Below are 26,159 nucleotides of genomic sequence, written 5' to 3' on the forward strand. Positions count from 1 at the left end.
ATATATATCATTTGCGGATCATTCCTTCTTTTCAGGGAAGTCATTTTCCGGCCGGACGCCATGGTTTTCTGGAACATTCGGGGCATTTATTTGAAATATCGACTATTTTCTGTCACCAGGGTGCCATTGATTTTGTGCAATTTCAAGCCTTATACCCAATATTTCTTATTTTATACTCTTTATATCATTTTCTCGTTTTCCCCTCTTTGCGGCAGGCAAGGGCCGCCGGGGCAATACTGGGAATTCCTTTTGCTCCGGTCCGGGGTTTTGAACTTTCGGCCAGTTTGCGCTATCATAGGGGTACGGGAGAAACGGTCTCCCGCCGGAAAGGAGCTCAGCCATGGACACCACACAACTGATCGATACATTGACCCGCAAAATGCTGGCCTTCAACGCGGCAGACGCCAAGCGCATCCAGCACCTGATGAAGGTGCACCGCTTTGCCCAGCTCATCGGCCGCATGGAAGGGCTGGACGACCACACCCAGATGGTGCTGGAATGTGCCGCCCTGGTACACGATATCGGCATCCGCCCTGCGGAAGCCAAATACGGCAGCTGCACCGGAAAGCTGCAGGAGCAGGAAGGCCCCGCCTACGCCCGTCCCATGCTGGAAGAGCTGGGGCTTGCAGCCCCCGACATCGACCGCATCTGCTATCTGGTGGGCCACCATCACACCTACACCGGCATTGACGGCCCGGACTATCAGATCCTGGTGGAGGCGGATTTTCTGGTCAACCTGTACGAGGACGGCGTGGGTGAGGAGGGCATCCGCCATGCCAGGGATACCATCTTCCGCACCAGGGCCGGACGGGACCTGTGCACCGAGATCTACGGGGTGAAGTGACCCGCCTTTTCCCGGATGCCAAAACAAAACAGCCCCCGACGGACGGATTCCCGTCCGGCGGGGGCTGTTCTTGCAAGGTCAGCCGATCTCTTCGCAGGGGTAGCGGATGCCCATCTGGGCCCGCAGATGGTCCATCTGCTCCATCATGTGGATGGTCTCGGCATGGGGCATGGAGGGACATTCGGTCAGGCCCTTCCGGATACAGTCCACCGTTTCCAGCACTTCATACTCATAGCCGGTGAGCTGGGCAGGGCAGTTCAGGCTGTGGGTCAGCCGGTTCTCGGCGTCATAGACCCGCAGGCCCTGGGGATTGTTGATGTTTTCCACCATCATGTATCCCTTGGTACCGTAGATCACGCCGTACCGGTCGGACACCGAATTGGCGGCAGCGGTCAGGTTGGCCACCCGGCCATCCTGCCAGGTCAGGGTGATGCTGTCGGTCAGGTCCACCCCGTTCTCATTTTTGGTGCACAGCCCGTGAAGGGAATCGGGCCGGCCGAACACCATCTCGGCGAAGTTCAGGGTGTAGACCCCCACATCCAGCAGAGCGCCGCCGGCCAGTTCCGGCACCACGATCCGGTGATTGCCGGTGATGAAATATCCCAGGTTGGCCGTGAGCAGCCGGGGTTCGCCGATGAGTCCGGCGTCCAGGGTCTCCCGGATCAGGCGGCGCATGGGCTGATAGCGGGTCCAGATAGCCTCGGTCACCAGCACGCCCTTGCCCCGGGCATACCGGATGGCGTCCTCCGCCTGGCGGGCGCTGACGGTGAAGGCCTTTTCGCACAGAATGTGCTTGCCGTGGTCGGCACAGAGCTTGATATGACCATAATGGTGAGAGTGCGGCGTGGCAATGTACACCAGATCCAGCGCCGGATCGGACAGCATCTCCTCATAGCTGCCGAACGCCTTCTGCACCCCGTTGGCGTCGGCAAACGCCCGGGCGCGGGACAGGTCCCGGGCCCCCACGGCATACAATTCCACCTCCGGGTGGCCGTTCTGATTGAGCATGCGGACGGTCCTGGCCATGACGCCGGCGATCTGTCCGGCCCCCAGAATTCCCAGTTTCATTGCGGGTTCCTCCTTGTTGCGGTCCTTGTGTTCCGGTCTGCTCCCAGTATACCACGGGGCGGACGAAACGGGCAACCTCCGCCCCTTGACGCGCCCGCTGTCCCGATATACAATGAAGCCGTTCCCGGGATGGGAACTTCTGACGGGAGGGAAAACTATGATCGTCTATTTTACCGGCACCGGCAACAGCCGCTACTGTGCCGAGTTCCTGGCGGACAGGCTGGGAGATGTGTGCACCGATGCGTTCCGCTTTATCCGGGAGGGCATTGCCGCCGACTTCACCTCGGACAAGCCCTGGGTCTTTGTGTCCCCCACCTATGCCTGGCAGCTGCCCCGCCTTTTTGTCCGGTTTATCCGCAGCGGCGAGTTCAGCGGCAGCCGGGACGCCTATTTTGTCATGACCTGCGGCAGTGAGGCGGGCAGCCCCGAACCGGCCAACCGGCTTCTGTGCCGGGACAAGGGACTGGTGTACCGGGGCACTTCGGCCATCGTCATGCCGGAAAACTACATTGCCATGTTCGGCGCCCCCGAACCGGAGGAAGCCCGCTCCATCATCCGGGCGGCACACCCGGCCCTGGAAGCGGCCGCTGCACACATCCGGGCCGGTCAGGACTTCCCCACCCTGCCGGCAGGTGCGTTGGACCGGCTGAAATCTGGGCTCATCAACAAGGCCTTCTACCGGTTCCAGATCAAGGCCAAGCCTTTCACCGTCTCCGATGCCTGTGTGGCCTGCGGCCGGTGTGAAGTCCACTGCCCCCTGGGCAACATCCTGCTGCAGGACGGCAAACCGGTCTGGGGCGACCGCTGCACCCACTGCATGGCCTGCATCTGCGGGTGTCCGGTCAATGCCATCGAGTACGGCCGCATCAGCCGGGGCAAGCCCCGCTACCAGTGCCCGCCCTACCAAGCCGAATCAAACTGACAAAACCCGCCCGGGATCTTGGGTCCCGGGCGGGTTTTTGTTTTACAGATGGTCCGTACCTGCGCACACAGCGGTCCGCTTGCGGTAGACGCGGTATCCCACCGCGGCGGTGACCACCTCGGTGATCCAGAAGGCATGCCACACCCCGTTTGCCTGCCAGACGCGGCTGAGCAGGAAGGCCGCCGGAATGATGAAGACGGTATACCGCATGAGGGAGATGATGAGGGACGCCCCGCCCATGCCCAGGCCTTCCAGCGCGCCGGAAGAGATGACCGATACCGAGGAGATCAGGAAGCCCAGGCTGATGATCCGCAGCGCGGTGCTGCCGGCGGCGATGGTCTGGGCATTCTGGGAAAACAGGCCGATGAGCTGCCCGGGCACAGCCCAGCACAGCAAGGTGCCCACCGCCATGATGGCTGCGGACAGCGCCAGGGTGACCCGGTAGATCCTGCGCACCCGGTCATGCTCGCCGGCGCCGTAGTTGTAGCCGATGATGGGACGCATGCCCTGCACGATGCCGTTGGCCGGCAGATACAGGAAGGTCTGCAGCTTGTAGTAGACCCCCAGCACCAGCACATACACCTGGGAATATGCCGCCAGGATCACGTTCAGCGCCGAGATCAGCAGCGACGGCAGAGCCAGGTTCAGCGCAGCCGGGACCCCCACCGCGTACAGGCGGCCCAGGATCTTCCGGCTGGGGCGCAGGGCCTTTGCCCGGATGCGGATATTCAGCGGGCGGAAGGTATAGAAGAGCAGGTAGAGCACCAGGCTGATGACCTGCCCGATTCCGGTAGCCCACGCCGCGCCTTCGATGCCCATGCGGGGCACCGGGCTCAGCCCAAAGATCATGATGGGGTCCAGCACAATGTTGGCCACACAGCCGCAGAGCATGCTGACCATGGTGAGGACCATCCGGCCTGCCGCCTGATAGATCTTTTCAAAGGACATGGCCAGGGCGATGACCACCGCAAAGCTGAAGGCAATGCGGGAATACCGCACCCCCAGGTCGATGACGGCGGTGTCGGCGGTGAAGCAGGCCAGAAAGGCCGGCATGCAGGCAATGCACCCCACCGTCAGCACCAGACCGTGCAGGGCGTTGCAGGCCATGCCCTGGGTGGCGGCCTGTCCGGCACGGTCGGGCTCGCCGGCGCCCAGGTAGTAGGAGATGACCGCGTTGATGCCGATGGCAAATCCGATGGTGACCGCGTTGATGAGGTTCTGCACCGGAAACACCAGGGAAAGGGCGGTCATGGCCTGCTCACTGATCCGGGCCACAAAGTAGCTGTCCACGATGTTGTACAGCGATGATACCATCATGGACAGGACCATGGGCAGCGACATGGACAGCACCAGGGGCAGAACGGGTTTTTGTTTCATGAAGGTCTGTTCCATAAGGACGGGTTCCTCTTTCTGTTCGGCTCAAAAAGGCTGACAGGCAAAAAAAGCCACACGGGCTGCCCGGAACGAAGGGCATACTCGTGTGGCGAAAAGTAACCTGTTTTACCTAAAATCCACATCCGTTCCCGAGAGGGACGGTTTAACAACGGTATACATGGTACAGCCCACGGCGGAAAATGTCAAGGGCTGCGGACGCGGAAAATTCTGCCGGTCTCAGGGATGGATGTCCTCATAGAAGGTATAGCTGTTTTTGCCGTTGCGCTTGCTGTGATACATGGCATTGTCCGCCCGGTCCACCGAACGGGCATAGTCGAAATGTTCGCTGGTGACGCAGGTGAGGCCCATGCTGCAGGTCAGCACATTGTTGGAACGCAGGCGCAGCTGTTCCAGGAACTGGTTCAGGCGCTGTTCCAGGCTTTCCCGGGGGATGCTGCCCCGGATATACACCAAGAACTCGTCCCCGCCCATGCGGCCGATCACATCCCCTTTGCGGAAGGTCTGCAGCAGCTGTCGGGACACCGTCTTCAGCATGGCGTCTCCTTCGATATGCCCGTGCAGGTCGTTGATCTGCTTGAAGTTGTCCACGTCCAGCAGCAGCAGATACCCGCAGGGGCTGGCGGTGGACTCGATGATGCTGCGGGTCATCTCCCGCTCAAAGGCCGTGCGGTTGTAGATCTCGGTAAGGGGATCCCGGTTGGCTGCGTCCAGCTGGGCCAGTTCCCGCTCCTTCTCGGCGTTCACATCCTTGAGGTACAGCAGGGCGTACACACTGCCGGACAGCTGCTCCCGGAACAGGTAAACGGTGAGCTCCACCCAGTGCAGTTCGTTGCCGATGCAGCGCCGGTAGTAAAAACGGTGGCTCAGGTTTCCTTCGGCAAAGAAGGTTTCCCGGGCGGCGGGGTCCGCATAGTCATGCAGGACCTTCATCTCCGCCTCGTTCAGGCCCTGGGACAGCGCCCTGGACAGCTCCTGGAAGAAATGGCGGCCGGTATGGCGGTAGTCCTTCTCATAACAGCGCCATATACCGCCTGCCGACTGCAGATCGTCCCGGTCCAGGTCCACCTCGGCGTAGGCGATGGCCTCGCCCAGCAGCACCTGGTAGAACCGCCGCATGCGCATGTATTCCAGTTCCTGGGTGCGCTCGGTCCCCATGGGCTCCACCAGGACCAGCACGGTGTCCAGGTCCTGGATCTGCTGGCTGAGATGCTGCAGTGTCAGGCGGAACCATTCATATTCCCCGCTCTTGCCCCGCAGCTGCAGCTGCAGCTGCCCCGGCTCATCCTGCAGGCGAAGGCGGGAAAAAGCCTGGGTAAAGCTGGCGGCAAAATTGGGGTGCACCAGCCCGCTTTCGACCCAGCAGCCGGGGAAATTCTGCTCCTGCTGGGCATCCCCCTGCAGCAGAAGCCGCCGGGTGTGGAAGAAAATGCTCCCGTTGAGATCGTTATACTCAAAAATATCCCGGTCACAGGCCGCGGGAATGTAGGGCAGCATCTCGATATCATCCACGATGCGGTGATACCCTTTCAGGCAGATCATCCCGTTTTCGTCGGCGGTGCGCACGCCGGTGCAGCGCACCATCACATCCCCCCGCTGGGGATGCTTCCAGGTATATTCCACCTGGATGACCTTGCCGGAATCCACCATGTTCTGTATCGACCGGTCCACATATTCATAGTAGCCGGGGTTGATGCGGGTATACCAGAATTCGTAGTATTCGGCCTCACTCAGCGTGCCGGATGCCCCCAAGGCCCGGTTCATGGTGTCATCCCCCAGCATGGTGCGCTGACCGGATTCCGGGTCCATGTAGATGACCCAGAGTCCCAGCCCCAGACGGGCGAAAACATCCTGGCTGTCGGTGTGCAGCAGGCGCCGGTAACGCCGCTCGCTGCGCTCCTGGTGCATGCGGGTGATGAGGAAGTGGGCCAGCACCCGGATCTGGGAATCGTCCCGGATGGAGACCCGGGGGTTGTCCACCCCGATGAAGCCGATGGTGCGGCCGCCGTCCCGCAGGGGCACCGCGATGAGCCGGGTGATGTCCTGGGCGTGCAGGGTCTCCCATTCGGCCGGATTCTGGGCCCGGATGAGGTCCAGGTTCAGGATGAGGACACTGCGGTCCCGCTCGAACTGGTCCATCCAGCGGCGGACCGCCTCGGGCGGCACCTTCTGCAGATTGCCGTGCTGCGGTGCCACGCCGGGGGCACACCATTCAAAGGTGTTGTCCCAATACCCGCGCTTGGCCGGTGTGGGCTCAAAAAGGTAGGCACGGTCGGCGTGGTAATACTGTCCCACCGAAGCCAGCACCTTGTCCACCGCTTCCTCATAACGGCTGTCCCCGGAAAGGATGGCGGTGTTCTCCACGATTTTCTGGGCAAAGGCCAGCCGTTCGCCGGTATCCCGGCTGACGTTTTCATGCTTGGTGATGTCCGAGGCGATTTCCAGCCGCATCGGCCGGCCCCGGAATTCGATGAGCTTGTCCCGCAGCAGGAAATGCCGCTTGCAGTATTCGTTATAGTGGTCCCATACGTAAAAGCCGTCCTGGCGCAGCTGGGAATTGGTGCAGTTGGGGCAGGGCGTGTCCCGGCCCTGCAGCACACGGTAGCATTTGCGGCCCTGGTAATCCCGCACCCCGAACAGACTCTGGCCCGCCGGGTTCAGGTAATACAGCTCGTAGGTCTCGGGGTCGCTGATATAGTAGATGTTGCTTTCGGAATTGAGGACCTTGAGGGCCAGTTCGCTTTCATTGCAGGCATCCTCCGGCAGTGCGGGAGCCGCCGCGCTGCGGGCCGTCATGTTCCGGATCCGTTCCTGGCGTTTACGGCAGGCCGGATCATTTTCGTCCAGGAAAAGGGCTTCCAGCTGGGCCGGGGTGCAGGGACGGGCGATCAGGTACCCCTGCAGCAGCATGGGGCCCAGTTCCTGCAGGACGCGCAGTTCATCCTCCCGCTCCACCCCCTCACAGCACACCCGGATGCGGCTGCTGTCCGCCAGCTGGATCATGTTGCTGAGCAGGCGGTAATTGTAGGCGCTGCGGTGAATGTTGCTCACAAACATGCCGTCGATCTTGATCTCGTCCACTTCCAGCTCCTTGAGCCGGCTCAGGCCCGAATACCCGGTGCCGAAATCATCCACCGAGATCTCGATGCCGCTGAGTTTCCATTGGCGGAAGATCTCATTGATGCGGGTGTACTCCACCAGTTCCAGGCTTTCGGTGACTTCCAGGGTCAGGGCATTTCCAGGCAGACCGCTCTCGTGCAGGGCATCCAGCACATCCCGGGCGATGCTCTCCTGATAGAGCTGGGCGAAGGAAAGGTTGACGCTCATCCGAAATTCCGGCGCCTGCTGCCGCCATTGACCGCACTGGGCCAGGGCCTGCCGGAGCACCCACAGCCCCACCTTGCCGATGAGGCCGGACTGTTCCAGCAGCGGGATGAATTCGGTGGGCGGGACCTCTCCCCGCTGTTCCGACCGGTAGCGCAGCAGGGCTTCGGCCCCATACAGGCGGAAACTGTCGGTGCGCACCTGGGGCTGATACATCACCGAGAAGCCCCGGAATTCCTGTTCCACACTGCGTCTGAGCTCGTCTTTCAGTTCCAGGACGCTGAGTTCCTTTTCGTAATCGTCCGCCGAGAAGAACACGATCTTGTCCCGCCCCTGCCGCTTGGCGGCAGCCAGCGTCACCTCTGCGTACTGGTACAGGGTCTCGGCGTCCGGGATCTTGTAGGTCAGCAGGGGCACACAGCCGGCAGAGAGGGTGCAGCAGTCGGCCATGCGCTTCTGCACATAGCGGAAGACCTCGGTGGCCTGGGCTTCATCGGTGTAGGGCAGGACCGCCGCGTAGCAGTCCCCCACCGTATGGTAGACGCGCTGCCGGCCATAGACCGCCTCCTCAAAGGAGGCATGCAGCTGCGCCAGCACCGAATCCCCGTACCGGCGCCCATGCTTGAGGTTGATGGAGCGCAGGTTGTCCACCCCGATGACCAGCAGGCTGGCGGGAGTCTTTTCTTCCAGATAGATCTCCGCATCCTGTTTCAGGCGGTTCAGATCGAATACATCCGGGCGGGATTCTACTTCGGATTCACAGGGGGCAATGCGCCCGATCATCCACTGCGGGCGGCCTTTCGGCCCGATCTGGCTTTTTCCGCAGCTGCTGACCCACACATATTCCCCCGTGTGGGCCCGCAGGCGATAGCGACCTTCGTAGGTGGTGTCCTCCCCCCGGGACAGGCGCCGGTACTGCATGGTCACGATGGGCCGGTCCTGCGGGTGCACGATCTCATACAACTGGCGGGGGGTACAGGTTGCCTCCCGGGAGGGCGGCAGGGCGAACCGGTCCCACATGTTGCGGGAAAACACCGCTGTTCGGTCATGAAAATTGTAATAGAAATAGTATTCGTGAGAACTTTCTCCCAGAAAGTTCAGAGCGTCGCGGGCTTCCTGCGTCAGCTTTTTCAGATCGTATTCCATGACTTTCTCCCGGGCCGGTCGGGCATGGCAGAGCCTTCCCGTTGTACTGTGCAATATTACGTTTTATTATAACAGAGGTACCCGGGCCATGCAAGGCAGCAGGTCTTGCCGCCCCCCTGCCCCGGTTGCTATAATGAAAGGGACACAGGAAGGAGGCGCTTTTCATGCCCCGCTTTTACCGCATCGGCGAGCTGGCCCGCCTGTACGGCGTCAGCCCCGACCTGCTGCGCTATTACGAGGAGCAGGACCTGCTGCGGCCCCAGCGCACCGAAAACGGGTACCGGGCCTACAGCATCGAGGATGTATGGCGGCTGAACGTGATCCGGGATCTGCGCACCCTGGACGTGCCGGTGGAGACCATCCGGGCGTACCTGCAGGACCACAGCGCCGCCACCACCCGCCAGCTGCTTCACGACGAACTGGAACTGCTGGATACCCGCATCCGGCGGCTGCAGGCGCTGCGCCGCACCGTATGCCAGCGCATGGACAGCTGCCAGCGGGCCTACAGCCTGCCGCTGGACACCTGCTTTGTGCAGAAGTTTCCGGCGCGGCGATGCCATGCCCTGCACCAGGCCTACCGCACCGATGCCGAGATGGACCCGCTGATCCAGCAGCTGCGGCGGTTCGACCCGGACCATCTGTATGTGTGGGGCAACGACGGCATCGGGTCCTATCTGGACCTGAACGCTGCCGGACAGGGAGACTGCCAGCGGTACACCGGCGTGTTCATCCTGCACCCCCGGGGAGAGAGCACCCTGCCCCGGGGAGAATACCTCTGTCTGGCCTACCGGGGCCCCAACAGCCAGAACGCCGAGCTGGTTCCCCGCCTGCTGGCCGAAGCCGGCCGACAGGGCTATACGCCCCAGGGGCCGCTGCTGGAATTTCTGCTGGCGGACATCCACATTTCCGGGGACGACGCCGACCATGTGACCGAACTGCAGCTGCGGGTGCACCCCAGACCCGAACCATAAAAAACAGGCCGCTCCCCTGCCGGGGAACGGCCTGCTGTTTTACGGACCGGCGGGTCCGGTTTTTCAGTTGTTGGTGTACTCGTCCGCCAGGGCCGCCAGGATGCGGGGGCTGGTCTCCCGGGTGTCGGTCATGCGGATGGCGTTGCGCAGCGGCAGCACCGCACGGGGAGAGACGGACAGCTCATCAATGCCGATGGCCAGGAAGGTCTCGGTCAGGGTCAGGTCAGCACCCAGCTCACCGCAGATGCCGGTCCAGATGCCGTTCTTGTGGGCGTTGTCGGCCACCATCTTCAGCATGCGGAGCACCGCGGGATGATGGGGGTCATAGAAACGGCCCAGGTCGTTGTTCTGACGGTCGCAGGCCAGGGTGTACTGGGTCAGGTCGTTGGTGCCCACGCTGAAGAAGTCCACTTCCTTGGCCAGACGGTCGCTGAGCATGACGGCGGCGGGGGTCTCGATCATGATGCCGATCTCCACGTCCTCGCTGTAGGGGATGCCCTCGGCCTTCAGTTCCCGCTTCACGTCCTCACACTGACGCTTGGCTTCCCGCACTTCCCACACGTTGGTGACCATGGGGAACATGATGCGCAGCTTGCCGAAAGCGGAAGCACGGTACAGCGCACGCAGCTGGGTGTGGAAGACTTCCGGACGGGTCAGGCAGATGCGCAAAGCGCGCATGCCCATGGCCGGGTTTTCCTCATGAGGCAGGTTGAAGTAGCCGATCTGCTTGTCCGCGCCGATATCCAGGGTGCGGATGATGACTTCCTTGCCGTCCATATCGGACAGGACCTGCTTGTAGGCTTCAAACTGCTGGTCCTCGGTGGGATAATCCTCGCAGTTCAGGTACAGGAATTCGCTGCGGAACAGACCAATGCCGCCGCCGTCGTTGACCTGCACGGCGTGGACATCCTCAGGGCTGCCGATGTTGCAGTAGACCCGGATGCTCTTGCCGTCCTTGGTGATGTTGGGCTGGCCCTTCAGGGTCTCCAGCAGGCGCTGCAGGCGCAGCTGCTCTTCCCGCTTCTTCATCATCTTGTCCCGGGTCATATCGTCGGGATCAATGACCACGCTGCCGGTGGCACCATCGATGATGGCCAGGCGGCCTTCATACTCCGGCTTGAGGGCGTCGCCCACGCCCACGATGGCGGGGATGCCCATGGTGCGGGCCAGAATGGCGGTGTGGCTGGAGCCGGAGCCGCCGGCGGTGATGAAGCCCAGGATCTTGGACTTGTCCAGCTGAACGGTCTCGGAAGGAGCCAGATCGTCGGCGGCCAGCAGCACCGGCACGTCGGAAGCGATACCACCCTCCACGGCACCGCCCAGGATGGACAGCAGCCGGCGGGAAACGTCCTTGACGTCAGCGGCGCGGGCCTGCATATAGCTGTCGTCCATGGCCTCGAACATCTCGGCAAACTGCAGGGAGGTATCGGCAATGGCGGCCTCGGCGTTCATCTTTTCGTTGGTGATGCGGTCCTCGATGGCCTCTTCATAATCCAGATCTTCCACCATCATCTGGTGGGTCTCAAACAGCATGGCGGCCTCGTCGCCTGCTTCGGCGCGGGCCTTTTCGGCCAGCTCGCCCAGCTGCTCGATGGCGCCGGTCTGGGCGCCCTTGAAACGATGCCATTCGGCATCGGTGTCTTCCACGGTGTAGCGCGGAATGGCGGTCTTGGCGCGATGGTAGAAATACAGCGGACCGATGCCCACACCGGACGATACGCCCTTGCCCTGAATACTGATCATTGGCTTACACCTCATTCAATCCATAGAAATACGAAAAAAGCGGCCAGCCAGGTGGCTGGCCGCAGACGGAGTCTTGGCAGAAATTACAGGTTGGCCTTGAAGAAAGCTTCCAGAGCCGGAGCGGCGGTCTCCTCGTCGGCACCCTCCACCTTGACGGTGACGGTATCGCCGCACTTGACGCCCATGCCCATCAGGGCCATCAGCTTCAGGGCGTTGACAGACTTATCGCCCTTGGTGATGGTGACAGTGCTCTGATATTTCTTGACTTCCTTGACCAGCAGGCCGGCGGGACGAGCGTGAATGCCAACGGCTTCCTGGATGGTATAAGTGAATTCTTTCATACTTGTTTCCTCCCATACGCACCGGTGTTTCCGGTGCCAATGTATCACTAATATAGTAGCATGTTCGGGCCGCAACGTCAACCAAAAGCGGGCACAAACTCTGTCGCTTTTTCGTCCTTTTTGTACATTGGTGAAATTTTTGACAAAAATTTCGGCTGAAAAAGCCCCGCCGGTGCCCTGCCGTTGTCCGTATAGACGGTCTTTACCGGCGTCTCAGCCTTCGATGAGGCCCAGGCGGACAAAGGCATTGTACAGGACGTTTTCCTCCACATCGTCGGTGACAAAGTCGGCGGCGGCGCGGATCTCCGGCCCGCCGTTGCCCATGGCCACACCCACGGCGCAGGCTTCCAGCAGCGGCAGGTCCACTTTGGCATCCCCGAAGCCGATGGTGTCGGCCCGATCGGCGCCCAGGTGGTCCAGCAGGACCTGCACCGCGTGGGCCTTGGTGATGTTCTTCACCCCCAGGTCCCCGAAAAGGGCGGTCTCTCCCCTGCCGCCCCAGGTCCCGGGCTGCAGGTCCGGGAAGTCCCGCACCGAGTCCAGGTGGTCCTGATAGCTGTGGAGAATGAAGCTGATCTTGTTCACATCGTCCCGGTAGAGCTGTTCCCCCTGCAGGCCGAACTGCAGGTCGGGAAAGATCTCCCGCACCGTCAGCCCTTCCACATCCTTGCCCTTGCGGCGGATATATTCCAGCAGGGTGGGCAGGGCCACCTCCTCAAAGCGCTCGCTGGCAAACAGGCCGTTGTTGCTTTCCAGGTAGAATTCCAGGCCCCGGGCGTGGAGCCAGTCCACCACCCGGCGGCACTGGTCCAGGCTGAGCAGCTGGTGCATGATGACCTGTCCGTCGTCCTCCACATAGCTGCCGTTGCCGCCCAGCAGGCCATTGATCCCCAGCTCCCACAGGTTGGGATAGATCTCGGCCCTGCTGCGGCCGGTGCACAGGTAGACCCGGTGGCCGTTGGCCCGGGCCTTGCGCACGGCCAGGGCGGCGGAGTCCGGCAGACGGTTCTGGTAATCCACCAGGGTGCCGTCCACATCCAGAAAAATGATCTTGGACATCAGCGGTGTTCCTTTCCTTTGATGAAAAAACAGCGGGGCGCATCGGGCCCACGGCCCGGTGCGCCCCGTGCTTTTATGATGAAGCGGAGAATGTCGGATCAGGTCAGGTCCTCGCCGTTGGTGGCGATGACCTTCTTGTACCAGTAGAAGGAATCCTTGCGCAGGCGGCTGTAGTCGCCGGTGCCGTCATCGTACTTGTTGACGTAGATGAAGCCGTAGCGCTTGGCCATCTCACCGGTGGAAGCGGAGACCAGGTCGATGCAGCCCCAGGGGGTGTAGCCCATCAGGTCCACGCCGTCCTTGACGGCCTCGGCCATCTGCTCGATGTGCTGGCGCAGGTAGTCGATGCGGTAGCTGTCGTGAACCGTGCCGTCGGCTTCCAGGGTATCCCGGGCGCCCAGACCGTTTTCCACCACCATCAGGGGGATGCGGTAGCGGTCATAGATCTCGTTCAGGCTGTAGCGCAGGCCCTGGGGGTCGATCTGCCAGCCCCACTCGGAGGCCTGCAGGTAGGGGTTCTTGAAGCCCTGGGCCACGTTGCCGTCGGTCTTGGCGGCATCCTTGTGGGTGGTGATGCAGTTGGACATGTAGTAGCTGAAGGTGTAGAAGTCCACGGTGCCTTCCTTCAGGATCTCGGCGTCGCCGGGTTCCATGTGGATGGTCACGCCCAGGTCCTCCCACAGGCGCTTGGCAAAGGCCGGGTATTCGCCCCGGACCTGCACGTCGGAGCAGTACCAGTTGGTCTTGCGCATGGCCTGCTGGTTGGCCAGGATGTCCGCCGGGTCGCAGGTGTAGGGATAGCTGGTGATGAAGCAGTCCATGTTGCCCATCTTGTATTCGGGGTAGTTGTCATGGGCGTACTTCACAACCAGGGCGCTGGCGATGAACTGATGGTGCAGGGCCTGCAGGCGGGTCTGGGGGTCGTCGGGCATGGCCACGGCGGGGCCGCGGTAGCCCTGGCAGGTGCCCAGGGAGAGCACGCCGCCGAAGGGCATCATGCCGGCGTTGATCTCGTTGAAGGTCAGCCAGTACTTGACCTTGCCCTGGTACCGGGCAAAGATGGCCTTGCAGTAGTTCATGAAAAAGTCCACCAGCTTGCGGTCCGCCCAGCCGTTGTACTTTTCCACCAGGGCGTAGGGCAGCTCATAGTGGCTGATGGTGACCAGGGGTTCGATGCCGTGCTTCTTGCAGCAGTCGAAAACGCGGTCATAGAAGGTCAGGCCGGCCTCGTTGGGCTCGGTCTCCTCCCCGGTGGGGAAGATGCGGGTCCAGTTGATGGAAGTACGGAAGGTCTTGAAGCCCATCTCGGCAAAGAGGGCGATGTCCTCCTCGTAGTGATGATAGAAGTCGATGGCCTCATGGCTGGGGTAGAACTTGTCCGGTTCAATGGTGGGGGTCAGCAGTTTGGGGGTGGTGTGGGTGCCGTTGGTGCACATATCGGGGATGCTGGGGCCCTTGCCGTCCACATCCCAGGCGCCTTCGAACTGGTTGGCGGCACAGGCACCGCCCCACAGGAAATCTTTGCGAAAAACCGAAGCCATAACAGAATACCTCCCGATTTCGGTGGATTATTTGCCGGACCGCGCAAAGGAGCCGCCGCTTTCCGGCGGCTCCGCGGTCAGAACAGGTTCAGGAAAATTGCTTACTTCTTGGCGGGTTCATCCTTGTACAGGACCCAGGTGAGCACGAAGCCGATCACAGAGGCGATCACGGTGCCGATGAGCACATAGATCAGGTTCTGGATGCCGGTGTCGCCGATGGTGTCGATGTAGCTGGGCAGACCGAACAGGCCCAGGCCGCCCATGGTGAAGCTGCGGGTGCCCATGAAGCCGATGAAGGCGCCGCCCACGGCACCGCCGATGCAGGAGTAGACGAAGGGCTTCTTCTTGGGCAGGGTGACGCCGTAGATGGCGGGTTCAGTGACGCCGAAGATGCCGGAGATGAAGGCGGGCAGAGCGACCTTCTTCATCTTGTCGTCACGGGTCTTGAGCAGCATGGCCAGAACAACGAAGGTCTGGGCGAAGGAGACGCAGAAGTAGGGGCTGAGGATAAAGTCATAGCCCAGGTTGGAGTAGTTGATGAGCGCCAGAGGAACCAGGCCCCAGTGCAGGCCGAAGATGACCAGGACCTGCCAGAAGGCACCGATGAGAATGCCGGCGATGAGGCCGCCCACCAAGGGGATGCCGTAGATGGCGCTGAAGATGGCAGTGAGCAGGTTGCACAGGACGGTGGCGACGGGGCCGATGACCAGGTAGGTCAGGGGGACCATGATGACCAGGGTGATGAAGGGCACGACGAAGAGCTTGATGACGTCGGGAATGACCTTACGCAGCCATTTTTCCAGCATGGCGCCCACGCCGCAGGCGATGATGATGGGCACGACCGAGCTGGTGTAGCCGGAAGCGGGCATGATGACCGGGATGCCCAGGAAGGTGGTGTAGTAACTCATCTCGAAGGCAGTGCCGGTGAACAGGGAACCCAGCACCTCGCCGCTGGTGATGTTGACCATGTTGGGATAGCACAGGGCGATGCCGATGGCCATGCCGATGAATTCGTTCATCTTGAACTTCTTGGCGGCGGTGTAGCCCAGGATGATGGGCAGGAAGTAGAAGAAGCCGTCGCCCACGGCGTACAGCACCTGGTAGGTGCCGCTGGTCTCGGGCAGGATGCCCAGGAAGGAGAACAGAGCCAGCAGGCCCTTGATGATGCCGGTAGCGGCCAGCACACCCAGGGTGGGCTGGATGACGCCGGAGATCATATCAATGAGGATGCTCACGGGGCTCTTCTTGCCGCCGTCGGAATCGCCGTCATCGGTGGCGTTGCCGTCCTCGTCCACGGTGCCGGCACCCTGGAAGTGACCCACTTCCAGCACGGCGTCGTACACGTCGGTGACGCTGTTGCCGATAACGACCTGATACTGGCCGCCGGACTGCATGACCTTGATGACGCCGTCGGTGGCTTCCAGGACTTCCTTGTTGGCCTTGGATTCATCCTTCAGCTTGAAGCGCAGGCGGGTGATGCAGTGGGCCACACTGTTGATGTTGGATTTGCCGCCCACGTTCTGGATGATAATGCGGGCGAGACCATCGTATTTGCTGGGCATAAGACGATTCTCCTTTACTGTTTGGTGAGACTCTTCGGTCAGTTCGATCCGCACACGGCCGTTTCGTACCGTGCAGACCGCCACTCCCGGCAATGCTGCCAGGGCGTGGGGGTCCGTCAGGCTCTGGTCCTTGACGGAGACCGAAAGGCGGCTGCCCCGGCGGGAGGCGTCCGCAATGTTGGCCGCACCGCCCAAAGGCGGCAGGAATTCCGCGGGCAGATGGCCCGGGGTCCGGTTCGGCTCCATAGCAGATCACCTCTCAAAACAATCATACGGGGATGCCGCGTGACTGCGGAAAATGTATATGCACCGCCCTCGCGCGCCGGGCGTAGACATACCAACGGGAAGACAAGACAGGTTCCGGCAAAAAAAGGACCCAAAACACAATTTTCGCACCGGCAGTACGGCCACAGGGGTCATACGGCTGCGGGACAGTGTTTTGGGTGACGCCCCGCAAGCTGAGTACGGGTAACGATCCTAGAATTGTCCTGGAAACTTTATTCGGCGTCCTTGTCGGGCTGCTGCTCCGACTTGACGCGGTGGATGTGCATGGTCAGGTGCAGTTCCTCTTCCTCGGTACAGGTCCAGCCGTAGCGGTCCTTGAGGTAGCGGGAGACCTGCCGGGTGCAGGTGTAGATTTCGGGGTACTGGCGCCGCACGGCTAGAAACAGGTCCCGGCTGCCGGCATCGGCGGGAAGGGGGCTGCCCTGCATCATCCGCTGCACCAGATACCGCAGGTGCATGGCGAAGCGGGAATAGTTGAAGCTGTCCCGGTCCAGGGTGATGTCGAACGCCTTTTCCACGATCTCGGTGAGCTCGGTGATGATCTGCGCGCTCTGCATGGTGGCGTGCATATCGCGGAAACCCGATTCCCTTGCCGAACACAACCACTTCGTGGCCCTTGGCATCCCGGGCCAGGGCGCTGTTGTTGTTGATCTTCTTGATGATTTCCATGCGATCCCACCTGGTCAGAATGTTGGCTGCAGGCTTTTTTGACAAAAAAATAACCTCAAAGGCATATACGCCAGCCGACACATTCAATTCCATGGGTCGCTGTGTACAAGTAATGCCTCGGAGGTGAGTAACAACCTTGTTTCTGTACATATGATACCCGTTTATTCAAAATTTGCCCATACCTTTTCCATAACTTTTTTGAACAAATTTATAAACGGTGATTTGTTCAAATTGATCATAGGCTTTGCAGCAAGCGACGGATCGTCTCCTCCGGCCGGGGGGTGTGGTCGGCGTAGCGCCCCCGCAGTTCGGCGGCGGCCGTCTCCATGATATAGGGGTGTCCCACCAGGTCCAGCATGGCCACATCGTTGTAATTGTCCCCGAAAGCCATGACCTCCGCGGGAGAAAAGCCCAGGGCATCACACAGGCTCTGCACCCCTATCCCCTTGTTGGCCAGGGTGGTGTCGATCCAGTAAGGCCCCGCCACTGCGGCGTTGGCCTGTTTCCATTTGGGCACGAACCGGTCAGCGTAGGCCCCCACCCCGTCGGGCAGGTAGACGCTGACCTTGATGATCTCCTCCGGGATCTGGGCCGGATCGGTGATGACGGTGTGGTTGTTGCCGATCTCATGGATGCGGTGGTGCATGCCGATGCCCCGCTCCATGAGGTAGCTCATGTTCTCCCCCGAGAGCATGACCTCCCCCCGGCCGTCGGAGTTGTTCCACATATCCCAGGCGATGGCTTCGGCCAGGTCCCGGGGCATGGGGGTCTTGGCGATGGCCTTGCCGTCCTGAAAGACGATGCCCCCGTTTTCGCACAGGAACACACAGTGTTCCGCCACCGGGGCAAAAAGCTTGCGCAGGCTGGTGTACTGCCGGCCGCTGGCCGGACAGAACAGGATGCCGCGGCCGGCCAGTTCCCGGATCTCCTCACAGATCTCGTCGCTGATGGCGCTCTGCCCGTAGGGCAGCAGTGTGCCGTCCAGGTCGCTGCAGATCATCTTCACTGCCATCTTACTCTTCCTTTCCCGCTTTCCCTTTTCCGCAGGCCCGGGCATGGGCCCCGGCCAGATCACAGTATTCCCGCACATTATGGATCAGTTCCGCCGCCTTTTCCGGCGTGACGGTCCCCCGCACCTTGCCGGGGACCCCCATGACCAGACTGTGGGGCGGAATGACGGTGTTTTCGGTGACCAGGGCGCCCGCGGCAATCAGGCTGCCCTGCCCCAGCACCGCCCCGTTGAGCACGGTGGCGTGCATGCCGATGAGGCAGTCGTCCCCCACGGTACAGCCGTGGACCACGGCGCTGTGGCCGATGCTCACCCGGTCCCCGATGACCACATCCAGGTCCGGGCCGGTGTGCAGCACGGCGTTGTCCTGCACGTTGGAGTCCTTTCCCACCCGGATGCGGCCGGTGTCCGCCCGGAGCACCGCTCCGTACCAGACACTGCTGCCTTCTTCCAGGGTCACATCCCCCGCCAGCACCGCCGTGGGTGCCACAAAGGCGGCGGCTGCCGCCTGCGGGGCCTGTCCGTTATACTCGATCTCGGGCATCTTCCCATTCCCCCTTGTTCCGGTTTCTATGATACAATACCCGGACACACCATGTAAAGTGTCTTGTTCCCCAAAGGAAAAGCCGGGGCACAAGCCCCGGCCTTCCCGTAAGGTGCTCAGCGCCTGCCGCGCTGCTCCCGTTTCTGGTAATCCTCATCGATCCGCATCTTCCAGCCGGCATCCAGCGGGCAGTCGCAGCGCACCGCGCTGACCGCATCGCTGAGCACGTCGTAGTTCAGGCGGGTGCCGGCGGAGTCGGCGTGGTAATTCACCGCATGGTCCGCGCCGATGCCGAACCGCCGGGCCGTCCCCACCGCGTCGATGTTGGCGCCCAGGAACAGGAACTCCCAGCCGTACACCTTCTGCTGGCGTTCAATCATGCTGCGCACTTCCGGAGCGCTGTAGCGGCGGCTGGCGTTTTCCATGCCGTCGGTGGTGATGACGAACAGGGTGTGCGCCGGCACGTCCTCCGTCCGGATGTATTTGTGCACATTGGAAATGTGGTGGATGGCACCGCCGATGGCATCCAGCAGGGCGGTGCACCCCCGGACGGTGTAGTCCCGCTCGGTCATGGGCCGGATCTCCCGCAGGTCCACCCGGTCATGAATGACCTGGCTGACATTGTCGAAGAGGACGGTGGAGACCAGCACTTCCCCCGGCTCCTTCTTCTGCTTTTCGATCATGGAGTTGAAGCCGCCGATGGTATCGGCTTCCAGGCCGCTCATGGAACCGCTGCGGTCCAGAATGAACACGAGTTCGGTCAGATTTTCTTGCATGGGATTTTCCTCCGTTTTGGTGTGAATGGGTTGGATTGCCTGTCCTTGTGCATCCATCATACCGGATCACGGAGAAAAAACGGTCGCCCGTCAGGCGACATTCAGCCGCCCAGCAGGTTCTGGTCAAAGGCGAACAGGGCCTCGTTGATGGCAAAGATATCATAGTTGCCGTGTTCGATGAAATATTCCACAATGATATCCGCCTTGCTGCTGCGGGAGAGGGCAAACCCCGCTTTCATCAGCAGTTCCCGGGTCTCCTGCAAAGGCAGTTCCAGGGCAATGGCAAAGGCCAGCGCCGTGGCCTTGCTGGGCCGGTACAGCTTGTGGCTGCGGATCTTGGAAAACAGCTTGCGGCTGATGTTGGCCTTTTTATAGCACTGCACATCGGTCATGCCCTTCTCGTCGATCTTGCGCAGCAGCATCTGGGAAAAGCTTTCATCCAGGCCGTCCAGGGCCTCTTCCAGGGAGGCGGACATGGCCGCGCAGGGCGGCGCGTCGATGGACGGTGCGGCCTGCGCCATATCCTCCAGAAGCGCCCGGAGATGGCGGGTGTGCTCGGCGTAGGAGGTGGCGTGCACATCCTCGTACCGGTCATCGATATAGGAGCGGAGATCCGTGAAGAGCTGCTGTCCGATGGTGGTGGAGTCCCGGTCGAACAGGACCATGTAGACGGTCATTTCCCGGTCGGCCAGGAAGTCCCGGATGGTGTCCACCGCCACCTGCAGGGCCTGGACCTTGGGATAGCCGTACACCCCCGAGGAGATCAGGGGAAAGGCCACCGTTTCACAGTCGTGTGCGGCGGCCAGTTCCAGGGAGGTGCGGTAGCAGGAGGCCAGAAGTTCCCGTTCCCCGTGGGTGCCGCCCCGCCATACCGGCCCCACCGTGTGAATGACGTACCGGCAGGGCAGCGCATATCCCCCGGTGATCTTGGCGTCGCCGGTCCTGCAGCCGCCCAGGGTGCGGCATTCGGCCAGCAGCCCCGGTCCGGCGGCCCGGTGGATGCAGCCATCCACCCCGCCTCCGCCCAGCAGGGAGGTGTTGGCGGCGTTGACAATGGCATCCACCTTCATCCTGGTGATGTCGTTCCGGACGATCTGCAGCGGCATAACGGGTTCCTCCTTACATCGGGACGGTTTTGTCTTTATTGTAGACGCCCCGCCCCTTTTTGTAAACGGGCATGGACGCCGCACAACAAAAAAGCAGCCCCGCCGACCGGCGGGACCGCCCACAGCGTCACAGGACCTTGGACAAAAAGGCCTTGAGACGCTCGTTCTCGATATGGCTGAAAAATTCCTGCGGGGGCTTGTCCACCTTGACCACGCCCTCGTCGATGAAGATGACCCGGTTGGCCACCTCCCGGGCAAAGCCCATCTCATGGGTGACCACCACCATGGTCATGCCGCCCCTGGCCAGCTCCTTCATGAGTTCCAGCACCTCGCCCACCATTTCGGGGTCCAGGGCGCTGGTGGGCTCGTCAAAGAGCAGCACTTCCGGGTTCATGGCCAGGGCACGCACAATGGCAATGCGCTGTTTCTGGCCGCCGGAAAGCATGTTGGGGTAGGTATCGGCCTTGTCCGCCAGACCGATGCGTTCCAGCAGTTCCATGGCCTTGGCGTCGGCGGTGGTCTGGTCCATCAGGCCCAGGTGCACCGGGGCCAGGGTGATGTTCTTCTTCACCGTCAGGTGGGGGAAGAGGTTGAAGTGCTGGAACACCATGCCCATCTTGGCGCGCAGGGCGTCGATGCCCTTCTCGGTGACTTCCTGGCCGTCCAGGGTGACGGTGCCCTCGTCCGGCTCTTCCAGCCGGTTCAGGCAGCGCAGGAAGGTGGACTTGCCGCAGCCGGAAGGCCCGACCAGCACCACCACATCGCCCTTGTTGATGGTCAGGTCCACACCCTTCAGGACCTGCAGACCATTGTAGCTTTTCTTCAGTCCCTTAACGACGATCACTCTGCGCCAGCCTCCTTTCAAACTTGCCCAGCAGCCAGGTAAAGATCATGACCAGCACCAGATAGATGACGGCGATGCCCAGCAGCGGGTACATGCACTCATAGGTGCGGCTGTAAATGCCCTGGGCCGCATACAGCAGTTCCTTGCCGCCGATAACGGTGATCAGGGAGGTATCCTTGAGCAGGACGATGAACTCATTGCCCAGGGCCGGCAGGATGGAGCGGATGGCCTGGGGAATGATGATCTTGACCATGGTGGTGATGTAATTCAGGCCCAGGCTGCGGCCGGCTTCCATCTGGCCGGGGTCCACGGCCATCAGGCCGCCGCGGATGATCTCGGACACATAGGCGCCGGAGTTGATGCCCAGGGTCAGGGCGCCCACCATGGTGAAGTTGCGGCTGGAGGCAAAGATGACCATGCCCATGATCAGCAGCTGCACCATCATGGGGGTACCGCGGATGACGGTGACATAGACCTTGAACGCGCCGTTCACAAAGCCCAGGAGCGCGTTGCGGTGGTGGGGGCGCTGCTGGTCGTGGGCCACACGCACCAGGGCCACGGTGCCGCCCAGGATCACGCCGATGGCCAGGGCCACCGCCGTGACCACCAGGGTGGTGCCCACGCCTTCAATGTACTGCAGCCAGCGGTCATTGGCCAGGAACGCCCGGTAGAACTTGAGGAATCCGTCCTGCCAGGCAGTCAGATCCCCGCCGTTATCGGCCAGAGCCGACAGGATTTCAAACTGTTGGGTCAGGTATGCCATGAAGGAGCCGCCTTTCGTTGGAATGTGTAAAACCACAAAAGAGGCGGCCCTTCCGGGGCCGCCCCGCGGCGCTGTTCACGCCGTTGTGTGCTTATTCAGCCGTGCTGCTGGCAGCGTCGCCGCTGTCGGTGTTGATGTACTTGGCAACGATGGAGTCCACAGTGCCGTCAGCCTTCAGTTCGGCCAGGGCGCCGTTGATGGCATCCAGCAGAGCGGTGTTGTCCTTGTTGACGCCGATGGCGTAGTCCTCATTGGCGTACTCGGTGTCCAGGATCTTCAGACCGGGGTTGGCCTTGACGAACTCCTGCGCAGGAGCGTTGTCGATGACCACGCAGTCCACCTGGCCGTTCATCAGAGCCTGCACAGCGGTGATGCCGTTGTCGTAGGCGATGACGTTGTCCTCACCGAAACCGCCGTTTTCCGGGGTGTCGGAGCAGTAGATGTAACCGGTGGTGCCGGCCTGGGTGCCGATGAGCTTGCCCTGCATGTCATCGATGGAGGCGATGTCGGAATCTTCCGGCACGATGACGGACTGGATGCCGTTGGCGTAGGAGTCGGTGAAGTTCATGACAGCCTTGCGCTCGTCGGTGACGGTGACGCCGGCCATGACCATGTCGCTCTTGCCCTGCTGCACAGCCAGCAGAGCCGCGTCAAAGTCCATATCGTCGATCTGCAGTTCCAGGCCCAGCTTGTCAGCGATGGCGCCGGCGATCTCCACGTCGATGCCCTCGAAGTCACCGCTGTCGTTGGTCATCTCGTACGGGGGGAAGGCGGCGTTGGTGGACATGGTCAGCACGCCGTCGGTGACGGTGGTGAACTCGCCGGAAGCGGTCTCGGCGGAAGCAGTCTCAGCGCTGGCAGCCTCGGCGGTGCCGGTCTCGGTGGAAGCGGTACTCTCAGAGGAAGCGCCGCAGGCGGTCACGCTGAACACCATGCCGGCGGCCAGCAAAACGGAAAGAAGCTTTTTCATGTGATAACCCTCTTTTTGTACAATGTTCTGTTCTTTTCCCTCTTGAACCGGCGGACATGCGCCGCCGGGATACCCTTTAGTATAGATTTGTATTTATTCATTGTCAATGAATAAATATTACATCCTTCTATTTTCAGCAGTTCGTGCAAAAGGCTCCGGGTCCCCCTTTGCTTTTTTGGCAGTTTTTGCACGAAAAAAGCCCGCTCCGGCAAAAGAACCGGAACAGGCATGCTCTCATTTCCTGCGAAGGCGCGTCAAACAGCCCCGACTTCCTCCCGGGTGTTCAGGCGGTAGCCGATCTTGTACACGGTCTGGATCTCCTTTTCCAGGCCCAGCTTGCGGCGCAGGCGCTGGATATGGACATCCACCGTGCGGGTGGCGCCCTGGTAGCCGTAGCCCCAGGCGATCTCCAGCAGCTTAGTCCGGCTGAGGGCCAGGTTGCGGTTGAGCACCAGGGTTTCCAGCAGGGAGTATTCCTGGGGGGTCAGGGCCACGGTATGCCCGCCCCGCAGCACCTGACGGCCGGCCATGTCCACCTCGATGTCATGGAAGTGGAATTCCTGCCCGGACGCCGCCCCGGCACCCAGGGTATGCTGCACGGCCCCCACCAGTTCCATGACCTCAAAGGGCTTGGCCAGACACCGGGCGCGCAGCGCCTCCGGGCAGGAGGACAGCCGGGACTGGGACGCCAGCACCAGTGCGGGATGGCCGTTTTCCCAGGCATGCACACCTTCAAAACCGCCGGAACCGGGAACATCCAGGTCCAGGATCACCAGATCGTATACCTTGCGGCGGTCCAGTTCCGCCGCCTGCTGTGCCGTTTCAGCCTGGTCACAGTTATGTCCGACCAGGTGCAGATTCACCGCCATGCGCTGTGCGATGGCGTGTTCGTTTTCAACAATCAGGATCGTTGCCATACTTCAACAGCCTCTTTACATAGATATTCCGCAATCTTCCCCCGCAAATCCGGGCGGAGTTTCTCTGCCGCAAGGAAAACCCCGCTTATACTATATAACGATTCATGTATCGAAGATGTTACAGCCCAAGGGATTTTTTGTGTGTTTTTTTCGTTTTATGACAATATTTGCACGTTTTTCTTTTGTTTTGCCTTCTTTACAGGCCCATGGTATAATGGGGAAAAACGCGGCCCGGGGCCGTGCAGGGAGGTTTTGCCATGCAGCAGGTAAGGATGGTTCTGATCGGGTTTGGCGGCATGGGGCGCAAGTACGCCGCCATGCTGCGGGACAAGGAAGTGGAGGGCATGGTGCTCGTCGGCGTATGCTGCCGCAACGCCCCCGGGCAGCAGCTTCTGCGGGAGGAATACCCGGGGGTGGCCATCTACCGGGATGTGGAGGACACCCTGGCCCACGCCGGGGATTTTGATGCCGCCCTCATCGTGACGCCCCACACCAGCCATGTGCAGATCGCACGCCGGATGGTGGCGGCCGGCAAGCACATCCTGCTGGACAAGCCCGCCGGCGTATACGCCCGGGATGTGCGGGCGCTGGTGGACCAGGCCCGCACGGCGGGGGTCAGCTTCGGGATGATGTTCAATACCCGGGCCAACGCGGCTTTCGGCAAGGCGCGGGAGCTGCTGCAGGCCGGCGCCGTGGGGACCCCCGTGCGGGCGGTCTGGGTGTGCAACACCTGGTTCCGCACCCCGGCGTACCACCAGTCTTCGCCCTGGCGCAGCAGCTGGCTGGGAGAGCGCGGCGGTCTGCTGATCAACCAGAGCCAGCATTATCTGGATATCTGGCAGTGGCTGCTGGGGGCACCGGACGGGGTGTACGCCGACCTGTCCTTCGGGCGGTATGCGCCCATCACGGTGGATGATGCGGTGGACATGCAGCTGTACTATGACAACGGCCTGCACGGCACCTATATCAGTTCCACCGGGGAAAATCCGGGGATGAACCGGCTGGAGATCTGGGGAGAAAAGGGACGGCTGTGCGTGGAGGACACCGCCCGCCTCTTCCTGGATGAAAATGAGATGACCACCACTGAATACGCCGCCGTCAACCGGGAGATATACGGGAAGCTGGCCCATCACAGCCGGGAGATCCCGGTACAGGCCAACCCGGAAGTATACCAGACGATCCTGCAGAATTTCTGTGACCATCTGCGCAGGGGTGTGCCCCTGATCGCCGACGGGGAGGATGGCCTGCGGACGGTGGAACTGACCAACGCGGCCTATGTTTCGGCCTGGCAGGAGCGCAAGGTCCGCCTACCGGTGGACCCTGCCGTATATGAGGAACTGCTGCAGAAGCGGATGGAGGAAGAGCAGGGCCTTGTGCAGGGCTGAACAGTCCGGCCCGTCCAAAGAAAAAGCGCCGTCCCAGTGATGCCGGGGCGGCGCTGCTTTTTTATGGGAACTTATTCGGCGTCGGCTTCCTTGGCCACAAAGACCAGGGCGGCACAGCCCGGTCCGATGTGGGTGCCGATGGCAGCACCCAGGCGGGCCACACGGCCGCCGGACAGGTGCAGGTTTTCGTGCATATAGCGATGGATGGGGGCGGTGATGGTCTTCTGGTCGGAATAGAGCAGCACATAGCCGTAGCGCGCATCCACCCCGCCCAGCTTGTCGATCTGCTTGAACAGGGCCACCATGGCGCCGGGACGGCCCCGGGCGGTATCGGCCAGCTTGATCTCGCCGTCAATGACCGACAGCACCGGCTTGATGCCCAGTGCGCCGCCCACCAGGGCCACGGCAGCGGGCAGACGGCCGCCCTTGTGCAGGTGTTTCAGGCTGTCCACGATGCCCAGGATGCGGATGCGGCCCTTGAGTTCCTCCAGGGCATCGGCGATCTCATCCAGGGTCTTGCCCTCCTCCCGCAGGCGCAGGGCCTCCCGGATGAGGATGGCTTCGCCCTGAGACGCGGTGCGGGAATCCACAAAGCGGACGTTCTCGAACTCGCAGGTTTCGGCGGCCAGACGGGCGCACTGGTAGGTGCCGGACAGATTGGAGGAGATGAGCACCGCCAGTACCTCGTCCCCCGCGGCGGCAGCCTCCTCAAAGAACTGGATGAAGGTGTCCGGGGAAGGCTGGCTGGTGCGAGGCAGCTTGGCCTCCACACTCAGGCGGGCGTAATATTCGTCGCCGGTCATGTCCACCCCGTCCAGGATGGTTTCACCGTCGGCAAAGAGCACGTGCAGGGGTACAATGGTCACCCCGGGACGGTTGGCGTCGGCGGGGGTCAGGTCAGCGGCGGAGTCGGTCAGGATGCGGATCATAACAGCAAGCCTCATTTCTCGGCGCAACCGTGCAGACTGCAAAAGGTCC

22 protein-coding genes and 1 pseudogene are annotated in these 26,159 nt (G+C 61.6%); 4 read left to right on the forward strand and 19 right to left on the reverse strand.

The window, feature by feature from the left end; all coding sequences use genetic code 11:
* The first annotated feature begins 340 nt into the window (after window positions 1-340).
* The gene (locus tag AC127K_RS03775; RefSeq protein WP_483721636.1) at window positions 341-844 is read left to right on the forward strand and encodes an HD domain-containing protein; all 504 of its coding nucleotides are present in this window, start codon (window positions 341-343) and stop codon (window positions 842-844) included.
* A gap of 78 nt (window positions 845-922) precedes the next feature.
* Here AC127K_RS03775 and AC127K_RS03780 read toward each other — a convergent pair whose 3' ends face one another.
* Entirely contained in the window at window positions 923-1,912 is a 990-nt protein-coding gene (locus AC127K_RS03780) for a Gfo/Idh/MocA family protein (protein ID WP_483721637.1), read from the reverse strand.
* Between the two features lie 157 nt (window positions 1,913-2,069).
* On the opposite strand from AC127K_RS03780, the gene AC127K_RS03785 reads away from it, so the two are divergent.
* The gene (locus AC127K_RS03785) at window positions 2,070-2,834 is read left to right on the forward strand and encodes an EFR1 family ferrodoxin (protein ID WP_483721638.1); all 765 of its coding nucleotides are present in this window, start codon (window positions 2,070-2,072) and stop codon (window positions 2,832-2,834) included.
* Window positions 2,835-2,876: 42 nt separating this feature from the next.
* On the opposite strand, the gene AC127K_RS03790 is transcribed toward AC127K_RS03785, so the two are convergent.
* Together AC127K_RS03790 and AC127K_RS03795 are read right to left on the reverse strand one after the other, a co-directional pair.
* Window positions 2,877-4,226, reverse strand: a complete 1,350-nt coding sequence (locus AC127K_RS03790) for an MATE family efflux transporter (protein WP_483721639.1) — start codon at window positions 4,224-4,226, stop codon at window positions 2,877-2,879.
* Between the two features lie 219 nt (window positions 4,227-4,445).
* A complete protein-coding gene (locus AC127K_RS03795) occupies window positions 4,446-8,696 on the reverse strand; it encodes an EAL domain-containing protein (RefSeq protein WP_483721640.1) in 4,251 nt (1,416 codons plus the stop codon).
* A 164-nt stretch (window positions 8,697-8,860) separates the two neighbouring features.
* Here AC127K_RS03795 and AC127K_RS03800 point away from each other — a divergent pair, with 164 nt between their 5' ends.
* A complete protein-coding gene (locus AC127K_RS03800; RefSeq protein WP_483721642.1) occupies window positions 8,861-9,667 on the forward strand; it encodes a MerR family transcriptional regulator in 807 nt (268 codons plus the stop codon).
* Between the two features lie 63 nt (window positions 9,668-9,730).
* Here AC127K_RS03800 and ptsP read toward each other — a convergent pair whose 3' ends face one another.
* The 15 genes and pseudogenes from ptsP to AC127K_RS03875 all read right to left on the reverse strand — a co-directional run bounded on the left by ptsP (window position 9,731) and on the right by AC127K_RS03875 (window position 23,796).
* Window positions 9,731-11,410 carry a phosphoenolpyruvate--protein phosphotransferase gene (ptsP, locus tag AC127K_RS03805; protein ID WP_483721643.1) on the reverse strand — a complete coding sequence of 560 codons (1,680 nt, stop codon included), beginning with the start codon at window positions 11,408-11,410 and terminating at the stop codon, window positions 9,731-9,733.
* An 83-nt stretch (window positions 11,411-11,493) separates the two neighbouring features.
* Window positions 11,494-11,751 carry an HPr family phosphocarrier protein gene (locus tag AC127K_RS03810; RefSeq protein WP_294539052.1) on the reverse strand — a complete coding sequence of 86 codons (258 nt, stop codon included), beginning with the start codon at window positions 11,749-11,751 and terminating at the stop codon, window positions 11,494-11,496.
* Between the two features lie 213 nt (window positions 11,752-11,964).
* On the reverse strand, window positions 11,965-12,810 hold the full coding sequence (locus AC127K_RS03815; RefSeq protein ID WP_483721644.1) for a Cof-type HAD-IIB family hydrolase: 846 nt from the start codon (window positions 12,808-12,810) through the stop codon (window positions 11,965-11,967).
* A gap of 98 nt (window positions 12,811-12,908) precedes the next feature.
* Window positions 12,909-14,351, reverse strand: coding sequence for a glycoside hydrolase family 1 protein (locus AC127K_RS03820; protein WP_483721645.1), 1,443 nt, complete (start codon window positions 14,349-14,351; stop codon window positions 12,909-12,911).
* Window positions 14,352-14,452: 101 nt separating this feature from the next.
* Complete coding sequence (locus tag AC127K_RS03825) at window positions 14,453-16,159, reverse strand: PTS transporter subunit EIIC (protein WP_483721646.1); 1,707 nt, start codon at window positions 16,157-16,159, stop codon at window positions 14,453-14,455.
* Window positions 16,160-16,410: 251 nt separating this feature from the next.
* The gene (locus tag AC127K_RS03830; protein ID WP_483721647.1) at window positions 16,411-16,767 is read right to left on the reverse strand and encodes a PRD domain-containing protein; all 357 of its coding nucleotides are present in this window, start codon (window positions 16,765-16,767) and stop codon (window positions 16,411-16,413) included.
* A 46-nt stretch (window positions 16,768-16,813) separates the two neighbouring features.
* Window positions 16,814-17,017, reverse strand: a pseudogene (locus AC127K_RS03835) (hypothetical protein); the annotation flags it as partial.
* Window positions 17,018-17,102: 85 nt separating this feature from the next.
* On the reverse strand, window positions 17,103-17,879 hold the full coding sequence (locus tag AC127K_RS03840; RefSeq protein ID WP_483721648.1) for an HAD family hydrolase: 777 nt from the start codon (window positions 17,877-17,879) through the stop codon (window positions 17,103-17,105).
* 1 nt (window position 17,880) lies between these two features.
* Window positions 17,881-18,420 carry a gamma carbonic anhydrase family protein gene (locus AC127K_RS03845; RefSeq protein ID WP_483721649.1) on the reverse strand — a complete coding sequence of 180 codons (540 nt, stop codon included), beginning with the start codon at window positions 18,418-18,420 and terminating at the stop codon, window positions 17,881-17,883.
* Window positions 18,421-18,536: 116 nt separating this feature from the next.
* Window positions 18,537-19,196 (reverse strand): vWA domain-containing protein, encoded by a 660-nt coding sequence (locus AC127K_RS03850; RefSeq protein ID WP_294539037.1) that lies wholly within the window; start codon window positions 19,194-19,196, stop codon window positions 18,537-18,539.
* A gap of 101 nt (window positions 19,197-19,297) precedes the next feature.
* A complete protein-coding gene (locus AC127K_RS03855; protein WP_483721651.1) occupies window positions 19,298-20,302 on the reverse strand; it encodes an O-acetyl-ADP-ribose deacetylase in 1,005 nt (334 codons plus the stop codon).
* Window positions 20,303-20,429: 127 nt separating this feature from the next.
* Window positions 20,430-21,146, reverse strand: a complete 717-nt coding sequence (locus tag AC127K_RS03860; RefSeq protein WP_483721652.1) for an amino acid ABC transporter ATP-binding protein — start codon at window positions 21,144-21,146, stop codon at window positions 20,430-20,432.
* Window positions 21,133-21,900 carry an amino acid ABC transporter permease gene (locus AC127K_RS03865; protein WP_294539074.1) on the reverse strand — a complete coding sequence of 256 codons (768 nt, stop codon included), beginning with the start codon at window positions 21,898-21,900 and terminating at the stop codon, window positions 21,133-21,135. Before AC127K_RS03865 ends, AC127K_RS03860 begins: the two co-directional genes overlap by 14 nt.
* Before the next feature lie 100 nt (window positions 21,901-22,000).
* Window positions 22,001-22,879, reverse strand: a complete 879-nt coding sequence (locus tag AC127K_RS03870; RefSeq protein ID WP_483721653.1) for a transporter substrate-binding domain-containing protein — start codon at window positions 22,877-22,879, stop codon at window positions 22,001-22,003.
* 254 nt (window positions 22,880-23,133) lie between these two features.
* Window positions 23,134-23,796 (reverse strand): response regulator transcription factor, encoded by a 663-nt coding sequence (locus AC127K_RS03875; protein WP_483721654.1) that lies wholly within the window; start codon window positions 23,794-23,796, stop codon window positions 23,134-23,136.
* Window positions 23,797-24,053: 257 nt separating this feature from the next.
* Here AC127K_RS03875 and AC127K_RS03880 point away from each other — a divergent pair, with 257 nt between their 5' ends.
* Window positions 24,054-25,181, forward strand: a complete 1,128-nt coding sequence (locus tag AC127K_RS03880; RefSeq protein ID WP_483721655.1) for a Gfo/Idh/MocA family protein — start codon at window positions 24,054-24,056, stop codon at window positions 25,179-25,181.
* A 71-nt stretch (window positions 25,182-25,252) separates the two neighbouring features.
* Here AC127K_RS03880 and AC127K_RS03885 read toward each other — a convergent pair whose 3' ends face one another.
* Complete coding sequence (locus tag AC127K_RS03885; RefSeq protein WP_483721656.1) at window positions 25,253-26,110, reverse strand: DegV family protein; 858 nt, start codon at window positions 26,108-26,110, stop codon at window positions 25,253-25,255.
* Window positions 26,111-26,159: the final 49 nt, after the last annotated feature.

Source organism: Subdoligranulum sp. DSM 23681 (assembly GCF_057005535.1).

Bases quoted from the DNA above. Each gene is read 5' to 3' on its own strand.
- AC127K_RS03775 (WP_483721636.1), top strand. From the start codon at position 341: ATGGACACCACACAACTGATCGATACATTGACCCGCAAAATGCTGGCC.
- AC127K_RS03780 (WP_483721637.1), bottom strand. From the start codon at position 1,912: ATGAAACTGGGAATTCTGGGGGCCGGACAGATCGCCGGCGTCATGGCC.
- AC127K_RS03785 (WP_483721638.1), top strand. From the start codon at position 2,070: ATGATCGTCTATTTTACCGGCACCGGCAACAGCCGCTACTGTGCCGAG.
- AC127K_RS03790 (WP_483721639.1), bottom strand. From the start codon at position 4,226: ATGGAACAGACCTTCATGAAACAAAAACCCGTTCTGCCCCTGGTGCTG.
- AC127K_RS03795 (WP_483721640.1), bottom strand. From the start codon at position 8,696: ATGGAATACGATCTGAAAAAGCTGACGCAGGAAGCCCGCGACGCTCTG.
- AC127K_RS03800 (WP_483721642.1), top strand. From the start codon at position 8,861: ATGCCCCGCTTTTACCGCATCGGCGAGCTGGCCCGCCTGTACGGCGTC.
- ptsP (WP_483721643.1), bottom strand. From the start codon at position 11,410: ATGATCAGTATTCAGGGCAAGGGCGTATCGTCCGGTGTGGGCATCGGT.
- AC127K_RS03810 (WP_294539052.1), bottom strand. From the start codon at position 11,751: ATGAAAGAATTCACTTATACCATCCAGGAAGCCGTTGGCATTCACGCT.
- AC127K_RS03815 (WP_483721644.1), bottom strand. From the start codon at position 12,810: ATGTCCAAGATCATTTTTCTGGATGTGGACGGCACCCTGGTGGATTAC.
- AC127K_RS03820 (WP_483721645.1), bottom strand. From the start codon at position 14,351: ATGGCTTCGGTTTTTCGCAAAGATTTCCTGTGGGGCGGTGCCTGTGCC.
- AC127K_RS03825 (WP_483721646.1), bottom strand. From the start codon at position 16,159: ATGGAGCCGAACCGGACCCCGGGCCATCTGCCCGCGGAATTCCTGCCG.
- AC127K_RS03830 (WP_483721647.1), bottom strand. From the start codon at position 16,767: ATGCACGCCACCATGCAGAGCGCGCAGATCATCACCGAGCTCACCGAG.
- AC127K_RS03840 (WP_483721648.1), bottom strand. From the start codon at position 17,879: ATGGCAGTGAAGATGATCTGCAGCGACCTGGACGGCACACTGCTGCCC.
- AC127K_RS03845 (WP_483721649.1), bottom strand. From the start codon at position 18,420: ATGCCCGAGATCGAGTATAACGGACAGGCCCCGCAGGCGGCAGCCGCC.
- AC127K_RS03850 (WP_294539037.1), bottom strand. From the start codon at position 19,196: ATGCAAGAAAATCTGACCGAACTCGTGTTCATTCTGGACCGCAGCGGT.
- AC127K_RS03855 (WP_483721651.1), bottom strand. From the start codon at position 20,302: ATGCCGCTGCAGATCGTCCGGAACGACATCACCAGGATGAAGGTGGAT.
- AC127K_RS03870 (WP_483721653.1), bottom strand. From the start codon at position 22,879: ATGAAAAAGCTTCTTTCCGTTTTGCTGGCCGCCGGCATGGTGTTCAGC.
- AC127K_RS03875 (WP_483721654.1), bottom strand. From the start codon at position 23,796: ATGGCAACGATCCTGATTGTTGAAAACGAACACGCCATCGCACAGCGC.
- AC127K_RS03880 (WP_483721655.1), top strand. From the start codon at position 24,054: ATGCAGCAGGTAAGGATGGTTCTGATCGGGTTTGGCGGCATGGGGCGC.
- AC127K_RS03885 (WP_483721656.1), bottom strand. From the start codon at position 26,110: ATGATCCGCATCCTGACCGACTCCGCCGCTGACCTGACCCCCGCCGAC.